Source organism: Bacteroidota bacterium (assembly GCA_018698135.1).
Lineage (GTDB): Bacteria > Bacteroidota > Bacteroidia > CAILMK01 > JAAYUY01 > JABINZ01.
In genome coordinates this window covers 1-21,282 of sequence record JABINZ010000245.1, presented here as the reverse complement: position 1 = coordinate 21,282, position 21,282 = coordinate 1, and the positions used below count along the sequence as shown (strand labels likewise).

The window sequence follows — 21,282 nt, the reverse complement described above, 5'->3', positions numbered from 1 at the left end:
CTTTCGTTTATTAATTGCACTTAAACGCACTTCTGGTTATAATTTAACAATCAATATTATAGTTTTTTTCATATCTTGCAAGATGAAATAAATTTTGACACATGAAAAGATTATTTAGCCTGATTGCAGGATTTGTTATTGCTATATCATTTAATTACACATTAGCTCAAACCTATTGTACGCCAACATTTACAGGTGCTGGCACGGCCTCCAGTTTTTATACGCATATTCTCAATTTTTCTTTTGGCGAAATTAACAGAACCTATGCTGCGCCATGGAGCCAAACAAGTCCTATTTATTATGACTATTATTATGTCACTTCACCTTTAGTTAAAGGGCATACATATCCTCTAACTATTACCTTGGGGAATGGCGGAAATACACAAACTTTTTCTATTTGGATAGATTTTAATCAAAATCAAATATTTGAAAATAGTGAAAGACTTTACACGCAAACGGATAATGCCAATGTGGGTGATCATATTTTAAGAACTTCAATTTCAATTCCTGCAAATGCTCTTTTGGGTCAAACCCGGTTGCGTATTGGAACAATAATAGGAACCAATGCACCCGATCCATGTACCAATGGAGGAACGTTAACATCCCAACATTTTCAGGATTATACAGTGAATATAATGAATCCCAATGTGCAATCATTTGTTTCGACTTCCACCTATCAAACTATTTATGATGAGGTAACGGCTTCTAGTATCGATAATCAAATATTGAGAATTGAGGTAAACACCAATACAGACGGAACCTTAAGTCCACTTGATTTGGATTCTTTTTATTTTTCTACTTTGGGCACAACAAATCCGGCTGAAATAGGCAGTGCTAAATTGTATTATACAGGCAAAAGCCCGGAGTTTTTAACCACAACCCAAGTAGGAAGTACCGTAAACAATCTGGGAACCTATTTTAGTGTTGCTTCCAAACAAAAGCTTGAGCCAGGTAAAAACTATTTTTGGCTAACATACGACATCAAGGCCACAGCCATTATTGGCAATGTAATGGATGCTCGTTGCAATGGAATTTACGTAACGACAAAAAGATTTCCCAACACCATTGATCCATACGGATCAAGAACTGTTGGCTATTGCATTTCGAAAGGGAATAAAAGCAATTTTGTATACGTCAGAAGAGTAACAATTGGTTCTATTAATAATGGCATTACCTATTATAGTGGAACGGGTTATACAAATTATACAGCCTTACAGACTACACTTTATAAGGGACCTTATCATTATGTTTCTGTTGAGTCGGGTAATGGTGTAAATACATATTACACACGTGCATGGATTGACTTTAACAGGGATGGTGTTTTTGATCATCCGAGTGAATTGGTTTTACACGACAGTATAATGGTAGCCAGTGCAACTAACCCAAATTATGGACCTGTTTTCGATAGTTTCATGATACCTCTAAATGCTCCAGTTGGCCCAACAAGGATGCGGGTTATCAGTCATTATAATCCGGTTAATCCACCTTTCAGGTTTCCAGGCATTCCTTGTGAAAACCCATTAGAAGTTGGCGAAGTAGAAGATTATACCATAATTATTGCCGATTCGGGGCAAACTGTTCCCGACTTTTCCAGCAATATTGCTTGTTTCGGAAATCCTACTATTTTCAACGACAAATCCTATACTTTTGGGGTTAATTATCCTGTGAGTGAATGGATTTGGGACTTTGGCGATGGAGACACTTCTCACGCAAAAAGCCCACAACATACCTATGTAAATCCCGGTATTTATACCGTGAAGTTGCAAGCTCGTACCAATAAAACAGCTGCTGTATGGGCCAGTGTAGAAAAAACGGTAAAAGTAAATAAACCGATTGCTAATTTTAGCTGGAATAATGTGTTGTATCAAACACCAATTACCTTTTTAGATGAAACCTCAGGCGGATTGCCTACCAAATGGTATTGGGACTTTGGAGATCCATTATCAGGTTTTAACAATTATTCAAATGCGAAAACACCAAATCATATTTTTGATTTAGTTGGCTCCTATAAAGTAACATTTATTGTTACGACAGATGGTGGTTGTAAAGATACCGTCAACAAAACAATTTATATCGATAGCGTTCTTGTTCCTGTTGCTGATTTTAGTGCATCAACTTTTAATCCCTATTATAATCAAGATGTGGATTTTGTTGATCAATCAGTTTATTTTCCATCCACTTATGAATGGAAAATATCTCCACATTATTTTCAATTCAAGAATGGAACAACTGCCAGTGATCAAGACGTTACCTTATCTTTTGATAGTATTGGCATGTATAGCATAAAGCTAGTAGTTGAGAATTATAAAGGAAGCGATTCTATTTCACGTCTTATTGATGTTAAAGATTATTCAGTTCCTGTTGCAGAGTTTGCAGCAACTCCAACCAATGTCAAAGCGGGTCAACTGGTTTCTTTTCTGGATCAATCGGTTAACGATCCAAATCAGTGGGAATGGATATTTGGAGATGGAGACACCATGCAAGATCAACACCCTAACCATTCCTACAAAAATATTGGGAATTACACAGTTTCGATGGAAGCATCTAATCAGGCTGGAACAAATAAGATCACAAAAACAAACTACATTCAGGTTACCAACGAGTATGAGCTTTGTAATGGTGATGCACCAAGTAGTAGCTTATTCAGTGGATTAATTTTTGATTCAGGTGGGAAAAATGCAGGATATAAAAATAATTCTGATTGCGGATTCCTGATAAATCCGGAATGTACAGGACCCATTACATTAACTTTTTACTTTATTGATTACGATGTAAACGATTACCTGGAGATATATGATGGAATGGATGCAACAGGCAAGAAACTCTTTAGCGGACCAGGTTTTTCAGGTACCGTTAAACCGAGTCCTATTACTGCCGTTTCGGGTTCTATGTTTATCCGTGAAATAACAGATGGTGCGGTTGTTACTCCTTCTACAGGCTTTGGTGCTTCATGGAATGCTGTTCCAAATATTGCTCCTGTTGCTATAATCAAAGCAGACACAATCGGCTACGAAAAAGGACCCATTACTTTTTACAATGGAACTATTTTAGGAGCACAAAACACATATGTATGGGATTATAACAACGATGGTATTTATGAAGATTCCGTTGGTATTAACAATGGAAAAGATGGCTATTTTAAGTTTGATTCTGTAGGTTACTATACAGTAGCTATGCATGCCACTAATTGTGCTGGCTCAGATGTAACCTCCCATAACATTCACATACTAAAACCAATTTATCCTCCGGTAGCCGATTTTACATCAGATAAAGATACGGTCACAGAAGGCGAACGTGTTTATTTCAGCGATCTTTCAACTAATGGACCCAGCAGCTGGAAATGGGAAATAAAGTTACCCAACTATTCTGCTACGGCATATTTTGCTGAAGGTACTTCTGATACTTCACAAAATCCGGTCATTGAATTTTATGGCATTGGAACATTTGATGTAAGCCTGACTTCAACTAACAAAAAAGGGAGTAGTACAAAAATTACAAAAAAGAAATACATTGTTACAGTTGCTATTGGTGCCATGGGAACCTGGCCTTTTGAACTGAATGCCCCTGCAGGCAGACTTTTCGATGGTGGTGGTCCAAATGGAGATTACCTAAACAATGAAAATTACTACAAACTTTTAAAGCCATGTGCCGAAGTAGTTTATTTGCGATTTAATACTTTCAATTTTGCAGCCGGTGATTTTGTCAGGGTATATGATGGACAAGACAATACAGGAATTCCATTACATCCCGGAAATGGATTTACATCGGGAGCTCAGCCAAATCCATTTGTGACATTGGTTGCAAAAAGTGGAATGATGTATATTGAAGAAGTGACCAATTCAATTGGAACAGCCGCAGGATTTGCTGCGGATTGGTTTATTGATCCCATACCCGAACCTGTTGCATCTTTTGTGGTTCCAGATACTGCATATACTGGAGGTTCAATTACGCTATTTGAAAACAACTCTACGGGATTAATTGATCATTATTATTGGGATTATGACTTTGATGGAACTTTTGATGATTCAACCAATTATCATGGTGAATTTTCATTTAGCATTCCTAAAACCCAGTATGTACAATTGATGGTGTCAAATTGTGCTGGTGCACATTATGTTTCGAATGATTTTCCAGTAATAAGTCCGAGTACAAAGCCTCAGGCAGAATTCACTGCCGATCTTTTCAGGGCAGATACTGCTGATATTATCACTTTTGAAGATCAATCACTATATGGACCTAATACATGGAACTGGTTGTTTAGTCCGTCAAAAGGCAAAGCCGTCTCATCATATGGAACAAACTATCCAAAAGCACATATCAAGTTTGATTCGATTGGGCAATATTCAGTTACATTGAAAGTCAGCAATACTTTTGGACAAGATAGTATGGTAAAAGCAAATTATATTACCATTTTTGCTTATTGCCGACCTTTTGCAGGAAGTTTATTAGCTGATTTTGGAATACGAAGAGTTGTTTTAGCCCAAATAGATAATAAAAGCGATTATGGTACTTCTCCTTTCCAGGATTTTACAACAGGAACAGCTGCAACACTTGAATTGGGCGGATCCTATCCTTTCAATATTTCAAGCCCCACAAATACCAATAACTACGCATACTCAAGGAAAATTTGGATAGACTATAATCAAGATGGTGTGTTTTCTGAACCCGCTGAACTGGCTATTTATCAACCAAATAATCAGGATGCAGAATGGTTTGATACAATTAGAGTGCCTGCAACAGCCATGTTAGGCCAAACCAGAATGCGTATCTCTTTTAATATTGCAGGTTTTGCTAATAATCCTTGTGGCACCAGTCAAATTGGTGAATATGAAGATTATCGCATTTATATTACAGAAGACAAAACACCTCCAATTATTGAATTAATTGGCAGCAAAACAGCATTTGCAGAGATTGGCTATCCTTATACAGATAAGGGAGCAATTGCTTATGATGTAGTTGATGGTGACCTTTCATCCAGTATTGTTGTGAGTGGGTTTGTTGATACAACAGTTGCTTCTACCTCACTTCCCTATTATTTGAGATTCAATGTGGAAGATGCGAAAGGAAATAAAGCCAAGGAAGTAGTTCGCGAAATATGGGTAACCAATGACAAAACACCTCCAGTAGTTAGCTTAATTGGTACTAATCCTATGGAAATTGAGGTTTATCAGGCATTTATTGATCCTGGAGCAACTGCAATTGACAACAGGGATGGAGATGTTTCGTCCAGTATTATTGTTCAGCATAATATAGACACAAGCCGTGTGGACTCCTATAATGTGGCCTACACAGCTTATGACAGCTGGGGAAATAATTCGCAAACGGTTAGCAGAAAAGTTGTTGTGGCAGATAAGTTAGCACCAATGATTATACTCAACGGTCCTGATACTTTAGCCCTACCAATAGGAGGCACATTAACGGATCCGGGTGCAGTTGTCATAGATAATTATTATAAAGATGTGCAGCTGTTTACAACAAATAATGTGAATGTAAATAAAGAAGGATGGTATTTTATCCGTTACAATGCTACTGATGCATCGGGAAATAAAGCTGACGAAGTTCGAAGAGTGGTTAAGGTTGGAGATCCGATTTCTATCTACGAAGAGTATCTGTTTAATTATGTAAGCATATATCCGAATCCGGCCCAGGGAACAGTTAATATCTCGCTAAACCTATCGTCACGAGAAAATGTTGACATCATTGTTTTCAATTCAGTAGGAAAAATTATGGAAAGGGTTGAACTTAAAAATACAACGTCCACTATTCTTCAAATACAAGTGAATGATTATGCTGAGGGAATTTATTTTGTCAAGACTTTCTTCAATAATAAAGTGGTTACGAACAAGCTTAGTGTAGTGAAATAAGCTATTCGTTTTATCGTTGAAAACATTTGCAGCTCCAAAATCAAACAGATTAGGAGCTGCAATTTGCCAATCAGGATAAATTGATTATGAAAAAAGACAATGCTACTCCATTAAAAAAAGCCATTCAGGATTTCATTGACTATTATGACCTACGCTATAAATTCGATGAACGTTCTATTCTTGAATCCTGGGAAGAGATAGCTGGGAAAAAAATATACAAACATACCGAGGACATTAATCTCAACGGTTCACAGCTTTTTATTAAAGTGAAATCATCTGTAGCCAAGCAGGAACTTCTGTTTATGAAAAACAGGCTCATGGAACTCATAAACAGAAAAATGGGCAAAGAAGTGGTAAAAGAAATTATTGTTTTATAGAGAAAAAATTACAAATATGGTTAACACAACACTATTTAGTTATTTTGATAAAGGTATTAAAGCTATTCTTTTAATTCTCTTTTTATCAGCAATGGGCGTTTTTCAGTTGAGTGCTCAAACAAATTCATTATTGGCAGGAGAAATAACCTGGTTTAATGCTGGTCATGACTCATTTATTGTGAAAATGGATTTGTATAGGGATTGCAATGGTGATGATTTTGATTCTGTTAAAATTGATGTTAAATGTGAATCCACTGGACAATTAATCACCAGTTTACATATAGCACGTCCAAATCCTGTTGACATTACCCCAACTTGTGCAACCATTAATCCTGACCAGTGTACGAGATGTTCTGATCCAACTTGCTCGTTCCCTTTTGGTTATGAGCGATTTTCTTATTCTTCATTATTGGATCTGAGCTCAACTGCTTGTTGTGAAATTAGACTGGAATATACAGATTGTTGTCGCAGTTTGGATATTAGCAATGGAGGTCAGGGAACTGATTTTTACACCTATTCCATCTTTAATAGATGCTTGCCTGAAGGAGATAATTCCCCCCTATTTACCATGTCAAGTTTAGCGATGATTCCAATCAATTATGAAGCTATGATCTATTCCTATGGAAATGATCTAGATATGGACTCGAATGGTCTACCAATGGATTCTTTTAGCTATGAAATTGCAAGCCCTTTAATGGCAGGAGCTCCTGTCGTTTACAATGGACTCTTTGAATTCTCCAAACCCATTTCTTTTGATGGTTTTCCCGACACCTCCCTTCCTTATCCACAAGGATTTCATGTGAATCAGTATCTTGGCGATATTCATTTTATGCCTCGTATGGTGGAAACTGCTATCATGGCTCTTAAGATAAAGCAGTTTCGAAATGGACAATATACTGGAGAGATTTTGCGTAATTTTTATGTGAATTTTTACAGTTTGCCAGGTAATTACACACCTGATTTAAATGATGATGGGATTTATAAAGAGGTTTTGCCGGACTCAACTGTAGCATTTTACATGACAACTTTTGATACCGATACCAATGATATTGTTAGTTTAATTTTTGAACCCGCTTTTCCAAACAGTGTATATCAGACGAATAGTGGCGAAACTGGCGTTAAATGGCCAAGCGCTAGCGTTGCATGGACTCCTTCTGAAATTTATATAAGTCAGTTTCCATATACATTTAAAATGACAGCAAAAGATAACTTTTGTCCTATCAATGCCTCTGTTACCAAAGAGTTTGAGATTATGGTTTTGGATCCGAGTGGAATAAATGAAAGCAGCAAAGGACGTTTCTATATTTATCCAATTCCATCTAAAAAATCTGATGTAATTTCTATACGAGGAATTTCAAGTGAATTTGTTTGCAAAATCAGAGATTTACAAGGGCGAGTTTTGATTAGTGAAAAAATATCTCCTGCTCACAACCAGATTGAATATCGCAATTTAGCTGCTGGTATTTATCTGATTGAATTAGTTTCGGAGAATGCCATTTATCACAAGAAGTTTTTGATTAGATAGGTAGGTTTTCAATATCTAATCCGGGAATATCGGGCAAACTCCCTTTTAAGGCTTCTTTTGTAGCAGCTTTTCCTTCTTTGTCGCATTTTGCAATGGTGTCGTTTATTGCAACTACTAACTTTTGCTCTAATTGCTTTTTTTCAGAAGGAAGCAACATGTTTTCGTTCAATTCAATTTTTTTAATTTTCTTGGCGGCAGTAGCATAAACTGTAATGAGCCGATCTTCTGTCTCGTGAATGATCTCAACAAATTGAAGCCGCTGCTTTACGTCCTTCATTTTATCCTTTATTTCTGAAAACTTTCCTATCAGTTTGAATGCATCGAACATAGTATTGTATTTCTGCAAAAATACAATAGACTTCTTTATTCTTTTATATATAAAATCTTTTTAAGCTGGCCTTGCTCAGCTGTTTTTTGCAAATAATATATTCCTTCAGGAAATGATGAAATATCTATCTGTTGGCCTGATATGACTGCTTTTTTCAGAATTAGTTTTCCATTATTATCAAAAATTGAGATATCAATTTTGATTTGACCTGCTGTTTGTATTTCAAAAATGCCATGATTTGGGTTAGGGTATATTTCCAGTCTTGGTTTTTGCATATAATGATTTGTAGATGCAGGTATTACCAAGTCATAAAGCTTGAATAAGAACATGTCAAAACTACCAATAGGAGTCAAGTTAGATCCTCCAAAACTTGCACCTCCGGAATATTCACCTCCAATATAGATTGCACCCTTATGGGCTACGGCAATAGAATTTCCCAGGACATGGTTGATTCCTGTACTAACTCCGAAATCACTTGCCCAAACAAATTCACCATCAATGGTATAACAACTTACATAGGAGTCCCGACTACCCATACAGTTTAGGGTTGTGTCTCCAATATCCAAGCTTTGCCCGAAAACACCTATTGTATATACTCTGCTATCTTTGATGGTAATAGAATTTCCTTCATTTGCAAATCCTCCTGTAAATATATCGACCCATTCTATATTTCCATTTTCATTAAATTTCACAATATATGCATCTGATAAACCTAAAGCAGTGAGCGTAAGACTTCCAAAGGTGACAGCTCCACTAAACTTTCCCGTTAAATAGATATCACCACCTGAACAGGTAATTGTTTTGCTTTCCAATTCACCACTACTGGCATCATTTACTGCCCATATAATATTTCCATTCAAGTCATACTTTGCGACCATCAGGTCAGATGGCCCTAGGGTGCTTAAGTGTATACCATCAAATGCTGCATTTCCATCAATTCTTCCCGTAATGTAAAAATAGTCCTGATCAGCTGCAATACCATAGGCGCGATCATTATTAAGACTGCCACCATTCACTGTCCAATTATTATTGCCATTTTCATCATAGCATGCAACATAAATGTCATTTCCTCCTGAAGAAATCAAATCACCTGAGGGAAAAAAAGCAGTGTCGGAATAATAGCCTGCAACTAATAATTTGTTATGTGTATATGCAATAGCATAGCCGGCATCATCTCCACTTCCACCAATTCTATTCACCCATATATATTCCCCTTTGGTATTGAGTTTGGCAATATATCCATCATTTGCTCCATAGGGGGATAGGTTTATATGATCAAACCCATAAGGACTATTGAAGTATCCTGTTAAATAAATATTATTGTTCTCATCAATTGCTATCGTTCTATCCTTTTCCCAACTCGCTTTTCCTGCTAGTATTCTGATCCAAATTAATTGACCATCTTCTGTATATTTTGCCAGATAGTCTTCTTCGGCTCCGACTGCTTTTATAGATGTATCACCGAAATACCCGACATTAACAAACTTGCCTCTAATCAGAACATTATTGTCATTATCGATTGCGATTGCATAGCCATGATCCCAACTATTTCCGCCACCTTGTAATGCCCATTTCCATTCTATATTTTGAGCTTTTGCAGCAGAAAATAAAAGTGCAAATGTCAATATGATTTTAATTGTTTTCATTGGTTATATTTTCAAGCAATTTCTTAAATCATCCAGGGAGTCACAACTCTGAATTCTAATTGTAAAACAGGCTTATCATTAAATGCAGTATCAACCAATATAGTTTGTTCAGTAATAAATACTTTAAGATTATCTCCAAAACGGACGGCTTCTTTTATCCTATTATTACTTTGAACAACTGTATGAGTAAGTCGACCAACAAAATGGAACCAACCACCATACAAGTGAAGATTGTTATCATAAGCTTTGATATGATATACCTCTGCCTCTCTTTGATAATTAATTCCCATTTTACTAAGTAGTTTAAGAAATTCAGGCGTATATATTTCATTTCTAGAGACATTAAAGTTTTCACAATATGAACAACTGCATTGTTCCACACAATAATTATTAATATTTCCATATGCAATCAAAGTCGCTTGCTTGTCATATTGAAAATTATATTTTTGGAGAGACATTATTTCCATCATTTTATTCTGATTTATAATCAAAATTATAAATTAATCTTTTTGTTGTCAATCAGTTAATTTGCTCAATTTTGAGTAGGTAGTATTACGCAATAAAAAGCAGGTGCCTTTAGCCAACACCTGCCTCAAATGAAAAATCAACTTACCTTAAAACGTTTTTACCTGCAATGAATTTCCCTTGCTCTTTGCTAATATTATGTAAACGTCATTCGTAAATTGAGATAGCTCCATTTTCGTATTATTTATATAGCACTTTTGAGCATAAAAAGCTCTTGTTTGTTCTCACTTTTAGTATATAAAATCCTATTGGCATATTCAGGGATCTCATGTCAACTATGACTTTGTTGGCATTAATAATTTCATGATAAACCAACTTTCCCTTCAAATCATATAAATTGATTTCTTCTGCCTTCAAGTTTCCTAATCCCTCTATTGTAATGCTTGAATATGTTGGATTAGGATAAACAGAAAGAGTCATTTGTGAATAATCATTAATAGAACTGCCAATAACATAAACAACATCTGATGTCTTTTGACATCCCTTATCACTGCTAATGACCACTTTGAAATTGCCAGATTTTGAAACAGTCATCGTTTTTGAAGTAGAAGAAGGAATGATCTGATTATTTCTATACCATTGGTATGAAGGGGCGTCACTAGCTGTTAATACATTTCCATTGACAGTAATTGTTGGTTTTTCAGGGAGTTGGTTTACAACTACCTGGACATCTCGTGATTGGTGATTACAGGATTTGTAAGTCATTTCAACATGATAGATTCCTGATGTACTGACAACAATATCGTGAGTTAACTCTCCATTTGACCATAAATAGGTGTCGTAGGAATTTTGTGAGCCTAATAATACACTTCCTCCTTCGCAGAATATAGTGTCGCCAACAATTCTAAGATCTGGACGTAATTTGGTAACCCCATAGCTACTTGATGTGCCCATGCATCCATCATTGTCGCTTACTGTTAAATTGATTATTTCCGTATTTTTTACAACGATTTCTTTTGTTGATTCTCCACTTGACCATAAATAGGTTGCATATCCATCCGGTGCAATGAATTTTACACTGTCGTCACCACAAAATTTTAGTTCTCCAATAACGGTAAGGACGGGATTAATAACAGGACAATAGGTGATTTTTCGGATGGTATGATTATCCATATCTGCGATATACATGCTTCCGTTTGGGCCGAATGTCAATCCTTTGGTTGTTTTAAAGCGTGCATTTGTAAGTGTTCCATCTGCCGACCCACTTTGGAAAAGACTGCCAGCATATAAACTCGACCCACTACCTGTTGGGCTGGAATAGGCATGTTTAATCATATTGCCTTCCGTGAAATAAAAGGTTTTTGTGCTTCCTTCTATTTTGTATACTAATTCCATTGGATAATTTGCCGTAAGGATGGTGGGCTCCTTGCTTACTGTTGATCCGTCTATTCTTCTTGTTTGCTTGTTTCCATAATCTAATACATAGAGTAAGCTATTGTATTGGAACAAACCTGTTGGGCTGCTAAATTGCGCTACAGTAGTTGCATCGCCATTTGCTTTTCCTGTAACACCTGCTTGACCAGCAAAAAGAGAAACTGTTCCGGATGCGTTTATTTTTCGGATAACATGATTGCTATGATCACTCACATAGATATTGCCAGCAGCATCAACTTCCAAATCAATTGGATTATTGAATTGTGCTGTTCCAGAATTACCTTCAGCATAACCTGAGTAAGATTTGTAATTAGGAGTGTTTACTGTGTACTTCCCTGCAAATACACTAACGACCTGAGGTGTTGATTCATCTACATAGGCACTTATTTTGCGAATCACATGATTTTCATAGTCTGCTACATAGATTTCGTCATTTGGACCAACTGTAATACCATGCGGTGAGTTGAATTTTGCTTGAGTTCCATTTCCATTCATAAAACCAGCTGTTCCTGCAATACCAGCTCGTATCATTACTTTGTTATCATATGCCCTGACCATGGTAATTGTATGATTACCCATTTCAGAAATCCACATATTTCCTTTGCTATCAAAGGCCATGTCGTAAGGCTGGTTAAGTTTTGCAGACAACCTATTTACAGCAGTTGTTGTGGCCCCTGAAGTTTCAGGAGTACCAATATAGGTTACTACATTCTGAGAGTAGACTACAGCCAATAAGGCTGCCAATAAAATAGTAAGAATTCCTTTTTTCATTTTTCTTTGTTTTATTGCATTCAAAATTATACCTATGAATGACCAGATTCAATCGGGTAAATGACTGAAAATTGATTACGTAATTTTACGTAGTATAAAAAATGAGGAAAAGTAACAGATACTTATCTTGCCAAGGGTAGTCGTCCGATTTACAAAAAAGTATTGCCTTTCATCTGTTTATAATTGTTTTTTAGTTGTCAGATGGAACTCGCATTATAATCATTCCCATGTGTGTGAAATTTTTACTCATGCTTGTTTCATATTATTCTAAAAACATTACTTGAATTCCTGTTTTCAATAATTTCTTAAAAGTTACTAAGTCTTCTTTATTTTCAGTTTCATAATGCATTGGAACTACTATTTCAGGTTTAATTTTATTTATTAATTCAGCTGCTTTTTCTGCATTCATGCATAATTTATCCCCGCCAATTGGAATCATGGCAAGCTTTATTTTTCTTAGCTGATTCAGCTCTGGGATATAATCGGTATCTCCAGCATGATATATCCGTAAATCATTGTTTAAAGTCAAAAGATAACCCACATTCTGTTTTGATTTCGGATGTGCTTTTAATCCCAATAATACCGACTGTTGATTATAGGCTGGAACAGCTTGGCAGCTGAAGTTGTCAAAATCCAGAAAATCCCCCGGAACTACTTCTTTAATGGTGTATGTATTTTTTGACATCTTTTTGGAAACGGACCTAGGGCATATGATAATCGTCTCAGCTTTACTAATTTTCTGTATATCCTTTATGGAGAAATGATCTAAATGCGCATGGGTAAGAAAAATATAATCCGCCTTGAGTGTATCTGTGATAACGATAGGATCTATATAAATTACCATTCCATTTGCTATTAGTTTAAAAGCTGAAGGCAAAAAATCAACTCCATTGCTATTGATTGTTCCACAGGAAGATAACTCTACATTTGTGTCCAAAACAATCTTCTCTGGTGGAATTTTTCGTGAAGCACTCAACTGTAAGTTAACCAAAGAACAGCCTTGGATTATAAAGAATAAATAAAAAAGAATTAGACTGTTTTTACTCATAATTTTACGCAAATATTTTCTTCGATTCCAAATGACAACGTTTTCGAACTATCACCAGCTAATAATGAAGCAGGTGAACATGAAAACACCTGCTTCAAATGAAAAAGGAAACTTATTTCAATATGATTTTATAACTAAAAGAATCTTCCTTGCATTTTGCTAATATTATGTAAATACCTTTATTTAGGTGAGACAAGTCTAGCTTTTCACTTTTACCTTGAATATTTTTGTGAATAATTCTCTTTCCTTTTGTATCATATATTTCAATTTGCAATTCTTTGTCAGAATTTTGAAGTCTGATTTCGATTATTCCTTTGGTTGGATTAGGAGAAATAGATAATACTTGATCAATAGGGTCACTAATTCCAGTAGTTATAATTGTAAGTGTTGACTCATCTGAAGTAATAATTCCACAGATTCCAGAAACAACACAACGATATTTTCCTTCATCTGAGAATTGTACATCCGAAAAGATGAGCGTATTTAGTGTTTCGCCTGTAAGATCTGTTCCATCTTTTTGCCATTGATATGAGTTTGCTCCTGATGCTAGGACTTTTAGAGTTACTTTTGAGTGTCTTGTGACTGTTGCGTTTTGAGGATGTTGACTTATCACAGGTTCACTGCCTAATGTTAGAATTCCTGGATCTGAAGTTACAGAATATGCACTATCACTGATGGTGCAGGTATAAGATCCTGAATTTGATGCATCTACTCCAATCAATGTCAGGAAACTATCTGTTGCTCCTGATACATCATTTCCATTGAACTTCCATTGGAAAGATAAGTTTTTTCCAATTGCTCCCACATTGAAAAAAGCACTACCATCTTCGCATACTACTTGATCTTGTGGGTGTTTTGTAATTATGACAGTTGCAGGAGGAGGTATTGCAAGTCTGGCAATAAAAAGATCTTGATCAGTTCCCGGAGCATTAAGCTGCGTTGAGCCAAAAGTAGCCTGAGTTGTAAAATAACCTGTAGCATAAGCAGAACTATTATCTTTCGTAATGGCCAAACCAAAATCGAAACTGCTACCACCTGCATTTTTTGCCCACAACAGTGTTCCAGATGCATCGTATTCTGCCACAAAAATGTCTTTACCTCCATAACCAGTAAAGTTCTTTGATCCAATATTCATTTGCCCATCAAAAAAGCCTGTCAATACAATTCCACTTTTGCTATCAGCAAATATTCCAGTTCCCTGGTCATATAGGGCTCCGCCTGCTTTAACTGCCCAATGACACACACCAAAGGAGTCATATTTGACAATAAATGCATCGGTTTTTCCAGAACTAGTAAGTTGTGTATTATCGAAACTTATTGTTTCTCCAAAGCAACCAGTCAAATAGGTGTTTCCTAAATCATCGGAGGAAATGCCGTTAGGATAATTGCCGTAATCCCCAAGACCAGATTTGGCCCATTTGAAATCTCCTTTTGGTGAAAGAACTGCATTGAAGATATCATAGGAATTTTTTCCAATAACGTATTTATCATCAAAATAGCAGCTGTCATTAAATTGTCCACAAATAAATATTAAATTTGCATTTGCGGTAATTCCTTTTGGGAAGTCACCTCCTTTTCCTCCTGCTGATTTAAGCCAAACAAGATTTCCTGAAGTATCTAACTTTTGAATATATATGTCACATAAACCAACAGCCTTTATTGAATCAAACTCTGCATAAAATGTTTCCCAATAGGTGCCACCTGTATAAATTGAATAACCTTCAACAGTAATTCCACAGGACATGTCCTGTCGTTTACTTCCAGATGTATTCACCCAAAGGACATTACCAGAAGGATCTAGTTTAATCGTATAAATGTCTGAACTTCCTTTTGAAAAATAATTTTTGTAACCCACAACCAGTGTGTTTGAATAAGTTCCTGTTACATAAATGTTTTGATCATTGTCCAATGCCAGTCCATTAATGTCTTCAGAAGATGTTCCTCCAAAAGAAATTGCCCATATAGCCTTCCCATATTCATCATATTTTGCAATAAAAACATCATGATAGCCACCTGATGATGTCAAGGTATACGTTCCGAATTGAGCTGGACCTTTGAATAATCCGGCAACAATAATGTTTCCATCATTATCAGTTGCAATTTGTTTTCCTTGATCGAAATCGCTACCTCCAGCATTTTTTGCCCAAACCCAATCTACATCCTGAGCAAGTGAATAAAGTGATGTTGAACATATTAAAAATAGAAGAAGAGTAATTGAGTTAATTGTTTTCATAGTCTTATAGTTTTAGTAATTGGTTTAAACATTTACTGCAACAATTAAGGTTAGTTTGTAGGTGTATTTATTTAATTGAAACCAATGTTTCGTATATGTCCCCATTGTTAAATATTCTAATTATGTATAGCCCTTTTGCTAAATTTTTTAATGCAATTTTCACTTCTTTATTCTCTCTATTTATTGAATAATTGCTTTTATCAATTAATTGTCCACTGGTATTATAAAGACTTATTTCAACATCCTTGCTGTTTTTCTCTGGGATAGAAATATGGAAGAAACCATTTGATGGGTTTGGAAACAATTCAACTTTCTTCATATTATGATTATGCTCTCGACTTGAACTTATAAAAGAATCGTAAAATGTCTTTATGTATTCAACGTCTTTATCAAGAAGAACTGTGGAAGCAAGAAACTCATTGTTTGAAGGCTCTGAAAACACATAAGCAATATCTAAAATGATTTCACCATTTTTATATAGGTCAAATGGCCCCGTAGAGCCCAAGCACCTTCTGTCACCTGGGGTGTTATTTGCACTTATTTCTGACCATGAGTCTCCGGATAATGTTGGATGGTGAGGATACAAAAATTTTGTAACCGATTTTTGCCAATAATCATCATATCCATTTCCTCCATAATTTATTGAAGTTCCATCACTCCATAATCCGTTCAGATTATTGTAAAATCCAAGCGGAGTTGTCGGGTTTAACAAATTCTGGTTATTATTATCGTAAAAACCAATAAATGATTTCAGCTCATTATTTAAAAACACAACTCCCAAAGAAGGAGGCTTATTACCATATCCACGATTCCCTTCGTCAATTGAGTCTCCGTTATATGCATAGTAATAGCTTTTAGCAGAATCGCATCCGATGAAATCGTCCAGATAATTGCCCAGGTCAAAATCAGTAAAAACACCAGAATAGAGGTTGAAATAGTTGTTTTCCGACCGATTGATTATTTTATATCTAACAAAAAATGTATTGTTTAAAATCCTGTCATCGGGTTTATTAAAGGCATAGGCCAATCCATGTATTTCAATTTTAAGTTTCTCTCCTTTTGATTCTCCATGTTCATGTCTATCATCGTTGAAAATAAAGAAAATTGCCTGATCTCCCAATATTGCAGGATAGTCTCCTTTATATGGATCATATTTGTTATCCTTATCAACGTCTATAAATGGCGCTAAAAATTCGGCTTCACCATTTGTCAAATCTCCATGAGCAGGCCAGTCAATAATGTTTTGAGAGGGAATTCCTGTTTGCAGAAATTGGTTTATATCAGATCGATCAATTTTGTAAACTCTTCGGTACTTAATCACATATGATGGTAGGTATGCATTGGCTACTGGACCTTCCCAAAAATCTGCGGCCATGCACCTATAAGCCTGTGCTGCAATATGTAACTGGTCCTGGTCATCTACTCCCCCTACCCACAAACTTGACGTATATGCTGGCGTTTTACCGCTATTAATCGGTACTTCAAACTGAGATTTTTGATTGATATAATCATTAAAGAAATCGCCAGATGAATTAATGCGTACAGAAAGATTATTAATGTTTAGTTCATCATAAACTTGAGCACATGATATTTTTGATATAAGTGTGAGTAAAAACAGCATATATAAACTGACCAGATTTCTATTTAATCTCATAATAGTTGTTTTAATAAAAGGAGAAATTGAATTATTGAATTACTACTGAGAAGAATTTTATGGAGTTTTCTGAAGCTGCTTTTATTAAGTATGTACCTTTTGAAAAGCTACCCAGATCAATTTCCAGATAGTTTGAATTTTTTCTGATGGGAGCTTTAATAAATCGACCATAGATGTCCCAAATTTCTATCTGAATGTCAGCAGAACTTATTGCATTGACTTCTATTGTGAATTTTCCACGTGATGGATTTGGGTATATATTGAGTGTAAATTCGCTATTTATATTTGACAAACCCGATCCTGTATTAACAATTAATTCAGCTTTATCACTTTCAACTTGGCCCCAGGCATTTTTAACAATACAGCTGTATTTTCCAGCATCTTCTATTTTTCCAGCAGCAATTTGATAATTGTTTAGGCTTGCAAACTTGATATCCACTCCGTCTTTTTGCCATTGATATGTCAGGCTTTCACCTTCTGCCTCGATTTCGAATTTGACAAATTCTCCCTCCTTAATCGTGGCACTCTGAGGTTGTGAAGTTATGTTAATGCTTGTATCGATTTTGTCCTGATAAACATATAATCCAAAACGACTCCCTAGCCAAACCTTATCATTATTATCAATTTTAAGGGTTATAATAGAATGTTCAGGTAATATGGAGTTCGTTGAACTATATTCTGTAATTGTACTGCCATCAATTTTTAGAATTTTGGCAGATTGAGCAATCCAAATACTTCCCTTGCTGTCGACATCAATAGCTGCTGCTAATACATCAAACAATGCATTTTGATAGATCGACCAATTGTTATCTTTCATGGCAACTACATATCCTCCAGCGCAAACCATCCACAAGGAATCGTGCTGATCCAAGCAGGAAACATAAACTTTGCTGTTGGGAAGCTGTGAATTTGAACTGTTCAATGTGGACCAGTTTGATCCATCAAAATGAATTAAACCAGAATCATTGGTGCCAAAATAAATATCCTGACCTGTACCATTAATGCAAGTAATCTTATTGTCTGGATTTCCTGTATTGGCATTGTTGTATGTCGTCCAACTGGTTCCGTCATATTTTAACAAGGTTCCAGAAAAGAAGGGATTTGCCCATTTGTTATCATTCTCATCTATATATAATGGGCTTGAATACCATCCTAAGTCGGAGTTTTTGATATCTGTCCAGCTTGTGCCATCGAATTTCGATAATTCAGAATTTGAGTTTAATGTCCAGATATTGCCGTTTACGTCCACCTTAATATCATAAACCCATTTGTTGGAGTTATGGTTAATGAAGTTGACTCCATCAAACATGAATAAGTGGGCCGTTTGATTGGTTACACTAGTACCTCCCCATAGATTTCCATTATGGTCGAATTCCAGATAGAATACTTTGTCGAACGGAATAGACGAATTTGTTGCATCATAATAAGTCCATCCTTCTGTTTGAGCGAATGAAGCGAGCGCAAAAATGATAAGAGATAGTTGTATCCAAAGCCTTTTCATGATCATATTTTTAATTAGCAAACTGATGCCAAAAATATCATGAGACGGGATGTGTTTCAATCAGGAAAAAACGCCATAATGGAGTGGGTAATTTTACGTATAGTATTATAATTCAATAATTCCATGCTTAATAGCATACTTCACCAGATCTACTTTTGTTTTGAGTTCAAGCTTTTCCATGATGTTATTTTTGTGAGACTCAACTGTACGCACGCTAATGAAAAGCTTGGATGCAATTTCTTTATAGCTTAAACCATCTGCAAACCAACGTACAATTTCTTTTTCACGTTCTGAGAGTTCCGCAATTCGTTCAACAGTGTGCTTGCGTCCGGCTTCAGCGAACTTTTTATAATTTCTGAAAATCATAGTTGAAATAGCATCGCTGTAGAAATCTTTGCCTTCACTTACTTGATGAATGGCTGTAACCAATTCATCTTTATTAACATTTTTAGGTAAGTAACCATTAATTCCAGCTTGTATGGCATTAAAAACAGAATCTTCATCTAAATTGGAACTGAGAATAATAATTTTTATCTCAGGATAAGTGTGGTTTAATTCTTTGGCCACCTCTAATCCTGACATTCCAGGCATTATAATATCCAGTAATAATAAATCAGGGGTTTTTTCTTTCAGCAAAGCAAAGAGTTCGTCACTATTTGCAGCTTCTCCAATTACTTCAATGTTCTCTTCAATCATAAGTAATGCATTGATTCCATCACGTACAATATCATGATCGTCTACAAGAATTACTTTAATTATATCATCCATAATTCTGATTTTAAACTTTTTTTGCTGGAATTGAAAAGCTGAAAGAACTTCCTTTGCCCAATTCACTTTCAATAAATATCTGCCCTCCCATTTTTTCAACAAATTCTTTGGTGATAACCAAGCCTAATCCTGAACCTTTGTCTTTTCCAGAGCCAATTTCTTTATGATTTACATCAATGCGAAATAGTTTTTCAACATCACTTTTGCTGAGTCCAATTCCATGATCAATTACTGAAATGAATACCATTTCATTTTGCAATTCTGCTTTCAGTTCGATATTAGAATCTTCGGGACTAAACTTAACGGCATTATTGGTCAGGTTTCTAATCACCGTTCTTAACATATTTTCATCTGCAAAAGCTTCAAGATTATCAGATATCTCACAACTGAAGGTAATCTTTTTTCTTTCTGCGTTTAGCCTCAACTCCTTAATGGTGTTCTCACAAACTGACTTAACAGATAAAACAAAAGGGTTATAATCAACCCCTTGCAACTGACTTGATGACCATGTGAGCAAATTTTCGAGAACTCCATAAAGAGTGTTTGATGCTGTATTGATGCGTAGAATCAGGTGGTGTTTTTTTTCTTCAGCAATGGTTTTAAAATTCTCTGCCAATACGGACGAGATATTTTGGAAAGCGGTCAGCTGGTTTTTCAGGTCATGCGAAACAATGGCAAAAAACTTATCTTTTGTATTGTTTGCATTCTGGAGTTCAACATTTTTTTGTTCTAAAAGCGTATTTGTTCTTTTCTTTAAAGTGTATCGACTAAAAAATAATATGGCAAGCAGAAGCACTAAGAATGAAATCAAAATAGAAAAATTTCGTTGTGTTAAGCTCTTTCTAGCCCTGAGTTCCTGTATTTCTTTTTCTGCCTGTATTTGAGCAGTTTCAATTTCTATCTGATAGTCGGTTATCTTATTTTTTGTCTTCTCAGCATAAATACTATCTTTTGTTTCTGTATAGGCTTTATGGTAGAAATATGCTTTTTCATAATTATTAAAAAGAATATAATAGTCGGAATACAGTTTGTTATAGGAAAGCATTAAATCCATATCATGAATCTCTTTTGCAATACTATATCCTTCTTCTAAATAATAGAAAGTGCTATCAAGGTCTCTGTTTTTAAAATGCACATTTGCAAGTGTAATCAACGCTTTTGCAATGCCATTCTTATCTTTAAACTTTCTGAAAAAGCGAAGGGATTTTAAACAATAATAAATAGCAGAATCCTTCATTCCCATTCTGTTGTATACAGAACCGATATTCCCAATTGCATATGCTCCTGACCACAAATCACCAACACTTTCAGACAGGTAAGTTGATTTAAAATAATATACCAAAGCCAAACTATCTTTGTGCTGTTTATCGTAAATAGAGCCAATATTATTTAATGAACTTTGATGATATCTATCGTTTTTTTGTTCAATAAATAATCCCAATGCCGTAAATCCTTCGCTTAGCGCTTTTTCATCATTATTTAAGTTATCATAAATCGATGAATTGATGTAATGCGCAGTTGCTATACCCTCTGAGTCATTGATTTTTTCACATATTTTTTGAGATTGGATGTTATAATCCAAAGCTTTTTCATATAATCCCATCGTAACATAAATCATACTCAGGTTACTAAGGATTGCTGCTTCATTTTTTTGATCCCCAATTTTTT

At 35.4% G+C, this 21,282-nt stretch carries 13 protein-coding genes; 3 read left to right on the top strand and 10 right to left on the bottom strand.

Features of this window, described 5'->3' with window-relative positions:
• Positions 1-101 precede the first annotated feature (101 nt).
• The 3 genes from HOG71_15110 (at position 102) to HOG71_15100 (ending at position 7,766) form a co-directional block, all read left to right on the top strand.
• Positions 102-5,864, top strand: coding sequence for a DUF5011 domain-containing protein (locus tag HOG71_15110; GenBank protein ID MBT5992177.1), 5,763 nt, complete (start codon positions 102-104; stop codon positions 5,862-5,864).
• Positions 5,865-5,950: 86 nt separating this feature from the next.
• Positions 5,951-6,241, top strand: a complete 291-nt coding sequence (locus HOG71_15105; GenBank protein ID MBT5992176.1) for a DUF721 domain-containing protein — start codon at positions 5,951-5,953, stop codon at positions 6,239-6,241.
• A gap of 16 nt (positions 6,242-6,257) precedes the next feature.
• Positions 6,258-7,766: a T9SS type A sorting domain-containing protein gene (locus HOG71_15100; GenBank protein ID MBT5992175.1), complete on the top strand. Its 1,509-nt coding sequence runs from the start codon at positions 6,258-6,260 to the stop codon at positions 7,764-7,766.
• Here the strand turns inward: HOG71_15100 and HOG71_15095 are convergent.
• The 10 genes from HOG71_15095 to HOG71_15050 form a co-directional block, all read right to left on the bottom strand.
• A complete protein-coding gene (locus HOG71_15095) occupies positions 7,759-8,094 on the bottom strand; it encodes a hypothetical protein (protein MBT5992174.1) in 336 nt (111 codons plus the stop codon). The genes HOG71_15100 and HOG71_15095 overlap by 8 nt on opposite strands.
• Before the next feature lie 35 nt (positions 8,095-8,129).
• Positions 8,130-9,740 (bottom strand): T9SS type A sorting domain-containing protein, encoded by a 1,611-nt coding sequence (locus HOG71_15090; protein MBT5992173.1) that lies wholly within the window; start codon positions 9,738-9,740, stop codon positions 8,130-8,132.
• 23 nt (positions 9,741-9,763) lie between these two features.
• On the bottom strand, positions 9,764-10,210 hold the full coding sequence (locus HOG71_15085; protein MBT5992172.1) for a hypothetical protein: 447 nt from the start codon (positions 10,208-10,210) through the stop codon (positions 9,764-9,766).
• 235 nt (positions 10,211-10,445) lie between these two features.
• Positions 10,446-12,410 carry a T9SS type A sorting domain-containing protein gene (locus tag HOG71_15080; GenBank protein MBT5992171.1) on the bottom strand — a complete coding sequence of 655 codons (1,965 nt, stop codon included), beginning with the start codon at positions 12,408-12,410 and terminating at the stop codon, positions 10,446-10,448.
• Positions 12,411-12,672: 262 nt separating this feature from the next.
• Positions 12,673-13,458 carry a hypothetical protein gene (locus tag HOG71_15075; GenBank protein MBT5992170.1) on the bottom strand — a complete coding sequence of 262 codons (786 nt, stop codon included), beginning with the start codon at positions 13,456-13,458 and terminating at the stop codon, positions 12,673-12,675.
• A 112-nt stretch (positions 13,459-13,570) separates the two neighbouring features.
• On the bottom strand, positions 13,571-15,691 hold the full coding sequence (locus tag HOG71_15070; GenBank protein ID MBT5992169.1) for a T9SS type A sorting domain-containing protein: 2,121 nt from the start codon (positions 15,689-15,691) through the stop codon (positions 13,571-13,573).
• A gap of 67 nt (positions 15,692-15,758) precedes the next feature.
• On the bottom strand, positions 15,759-17,345 hold the full coding sequence (locus HOG71_15065; protein ID MBT5992168.1) for a T9SS type A sorting domain-containing protein: 1,587 nt from the start codon (positions 17,343-17,345) through the stop codon (positions 15,759-15,761).
• A 31-nt stretch (positions 17,346-17,376) separates the two neighbouring features.
• Entirely contained in the window at positions 17,377-18,846 is a 1,470-nt protein-coding gene (locus tag HOG71_15060) for a T9SS type A sorting domain-containing protein (protein MBT5992167.1), read from the bottom strand.
• Between the two features lie 105 nt (positions 18,847-18,951).
• The gene (locus tag HOG71_15055; GenBank protein ID MBT5992166.1) at positions 18,952-19,614 is read right to left on the bottom strand and encodes a response regulator transcription factor; all 663 of its coding nucleotides are present in this window, start codon (positions 19,612-19,614) and stop codon (positions 18,952-18,954) included.
• 10 nt (positions 19,615-19,624) lie between these two features.
• A partial coding sequence (locus tag HOG71_15050; protein ID MBT5992165.1) for a tetratricopeptide repeat-containing sensor histidine kinase occupies positions 19,625-21,282 on the bottom strand: 1,658 nt, incomplete at its 5' end.

Excerpts from the sequence above, each read along its gene's own strand:
- HOG71_15110 (MBT5992177.1), top strand. The coding sequence starts at position 102 with ATGAAAAGATTATTTAGCCTGATTGCAGGATTTGTTATTGCTATATCA.
- HOG71_15055 (MBT5992166.1), bottom strand. The coding sequence starts at position 19,614 with ATGGATGATATAATTAAAGTAATTCTTGTAGACGATCATGATATTGTA.
- HOG71_15075 (MBT5992170.1), bottom strand. The coding sequence starts at position 13,458 with ATGAGTAAAAACAGTCTAATTCTTTTTTATTTATTCTTTATAATCCAA.
- HOG71_15085 (MBT5992172.1), bottom strand. The coding sequence starts at position 10,210 with ATGATGGAAATAATGTCTCTCCAAAAATATAATTTTCAATATGACAAG.
- HOG71_15105 (MBT5992176.1), top strand. The coding sequence starts at position 5,951 with ATGAAAAAAGACAATGCTACTCCATTAAAAAAAGCCATTCAGGATTTC.
- HOG71_15090 (MBT5992173.1), bottom strand. The coding sequence starts at position 9,740 with ATGAAAACAATTAAAATCATATTGACATTTGCACTTTTATTTTCTGCT.
- HOG71_15100 (MBT5992175.1), top strand. The coding sequence starts at position 6,258 with ATGGTTAACACAACACTATTTAGTTATTTTGATAAAGGTATTAAAGCT.
- HOG71_15065 (MBT5992168.1), bottom strand. The coding sequence starts at position 17,345 with ATGAGATTAAATAGAAATCTGGTCAGTTTATATATGCTGTTTTTACTC.
- HOG71_15095 (MBT5992174.1), bottom strand. The coding sequence starts at position 8,094 with ATGTTCGATGCATTCAAACTGATAGGAAAGTTTTCAGAAATAAAGGAT.
- HOG71_15060 (MBT5992167.1), bottom strand. The coding sequence starts at position 18,846 with ATGAAAAGGCTTTGGATACAACTATCTCTTATCATTTTTGCGCTCGCT.
- HOG71_15070 (MBT5992169.1), bottom strand. The coding sequence starts at position 15,691 with ATGAAAACAATTAACTCAATTACTCTTCTTCTATTTTTAATATGTTCA.
- HOG71_15080 (MBT5992171.1), bottom strand. The coding sequence starts at position 12,410 with ATGAAAAAAGGAATTCTTACTATTTTATTGGCAGCCTTATTGGCTGTA.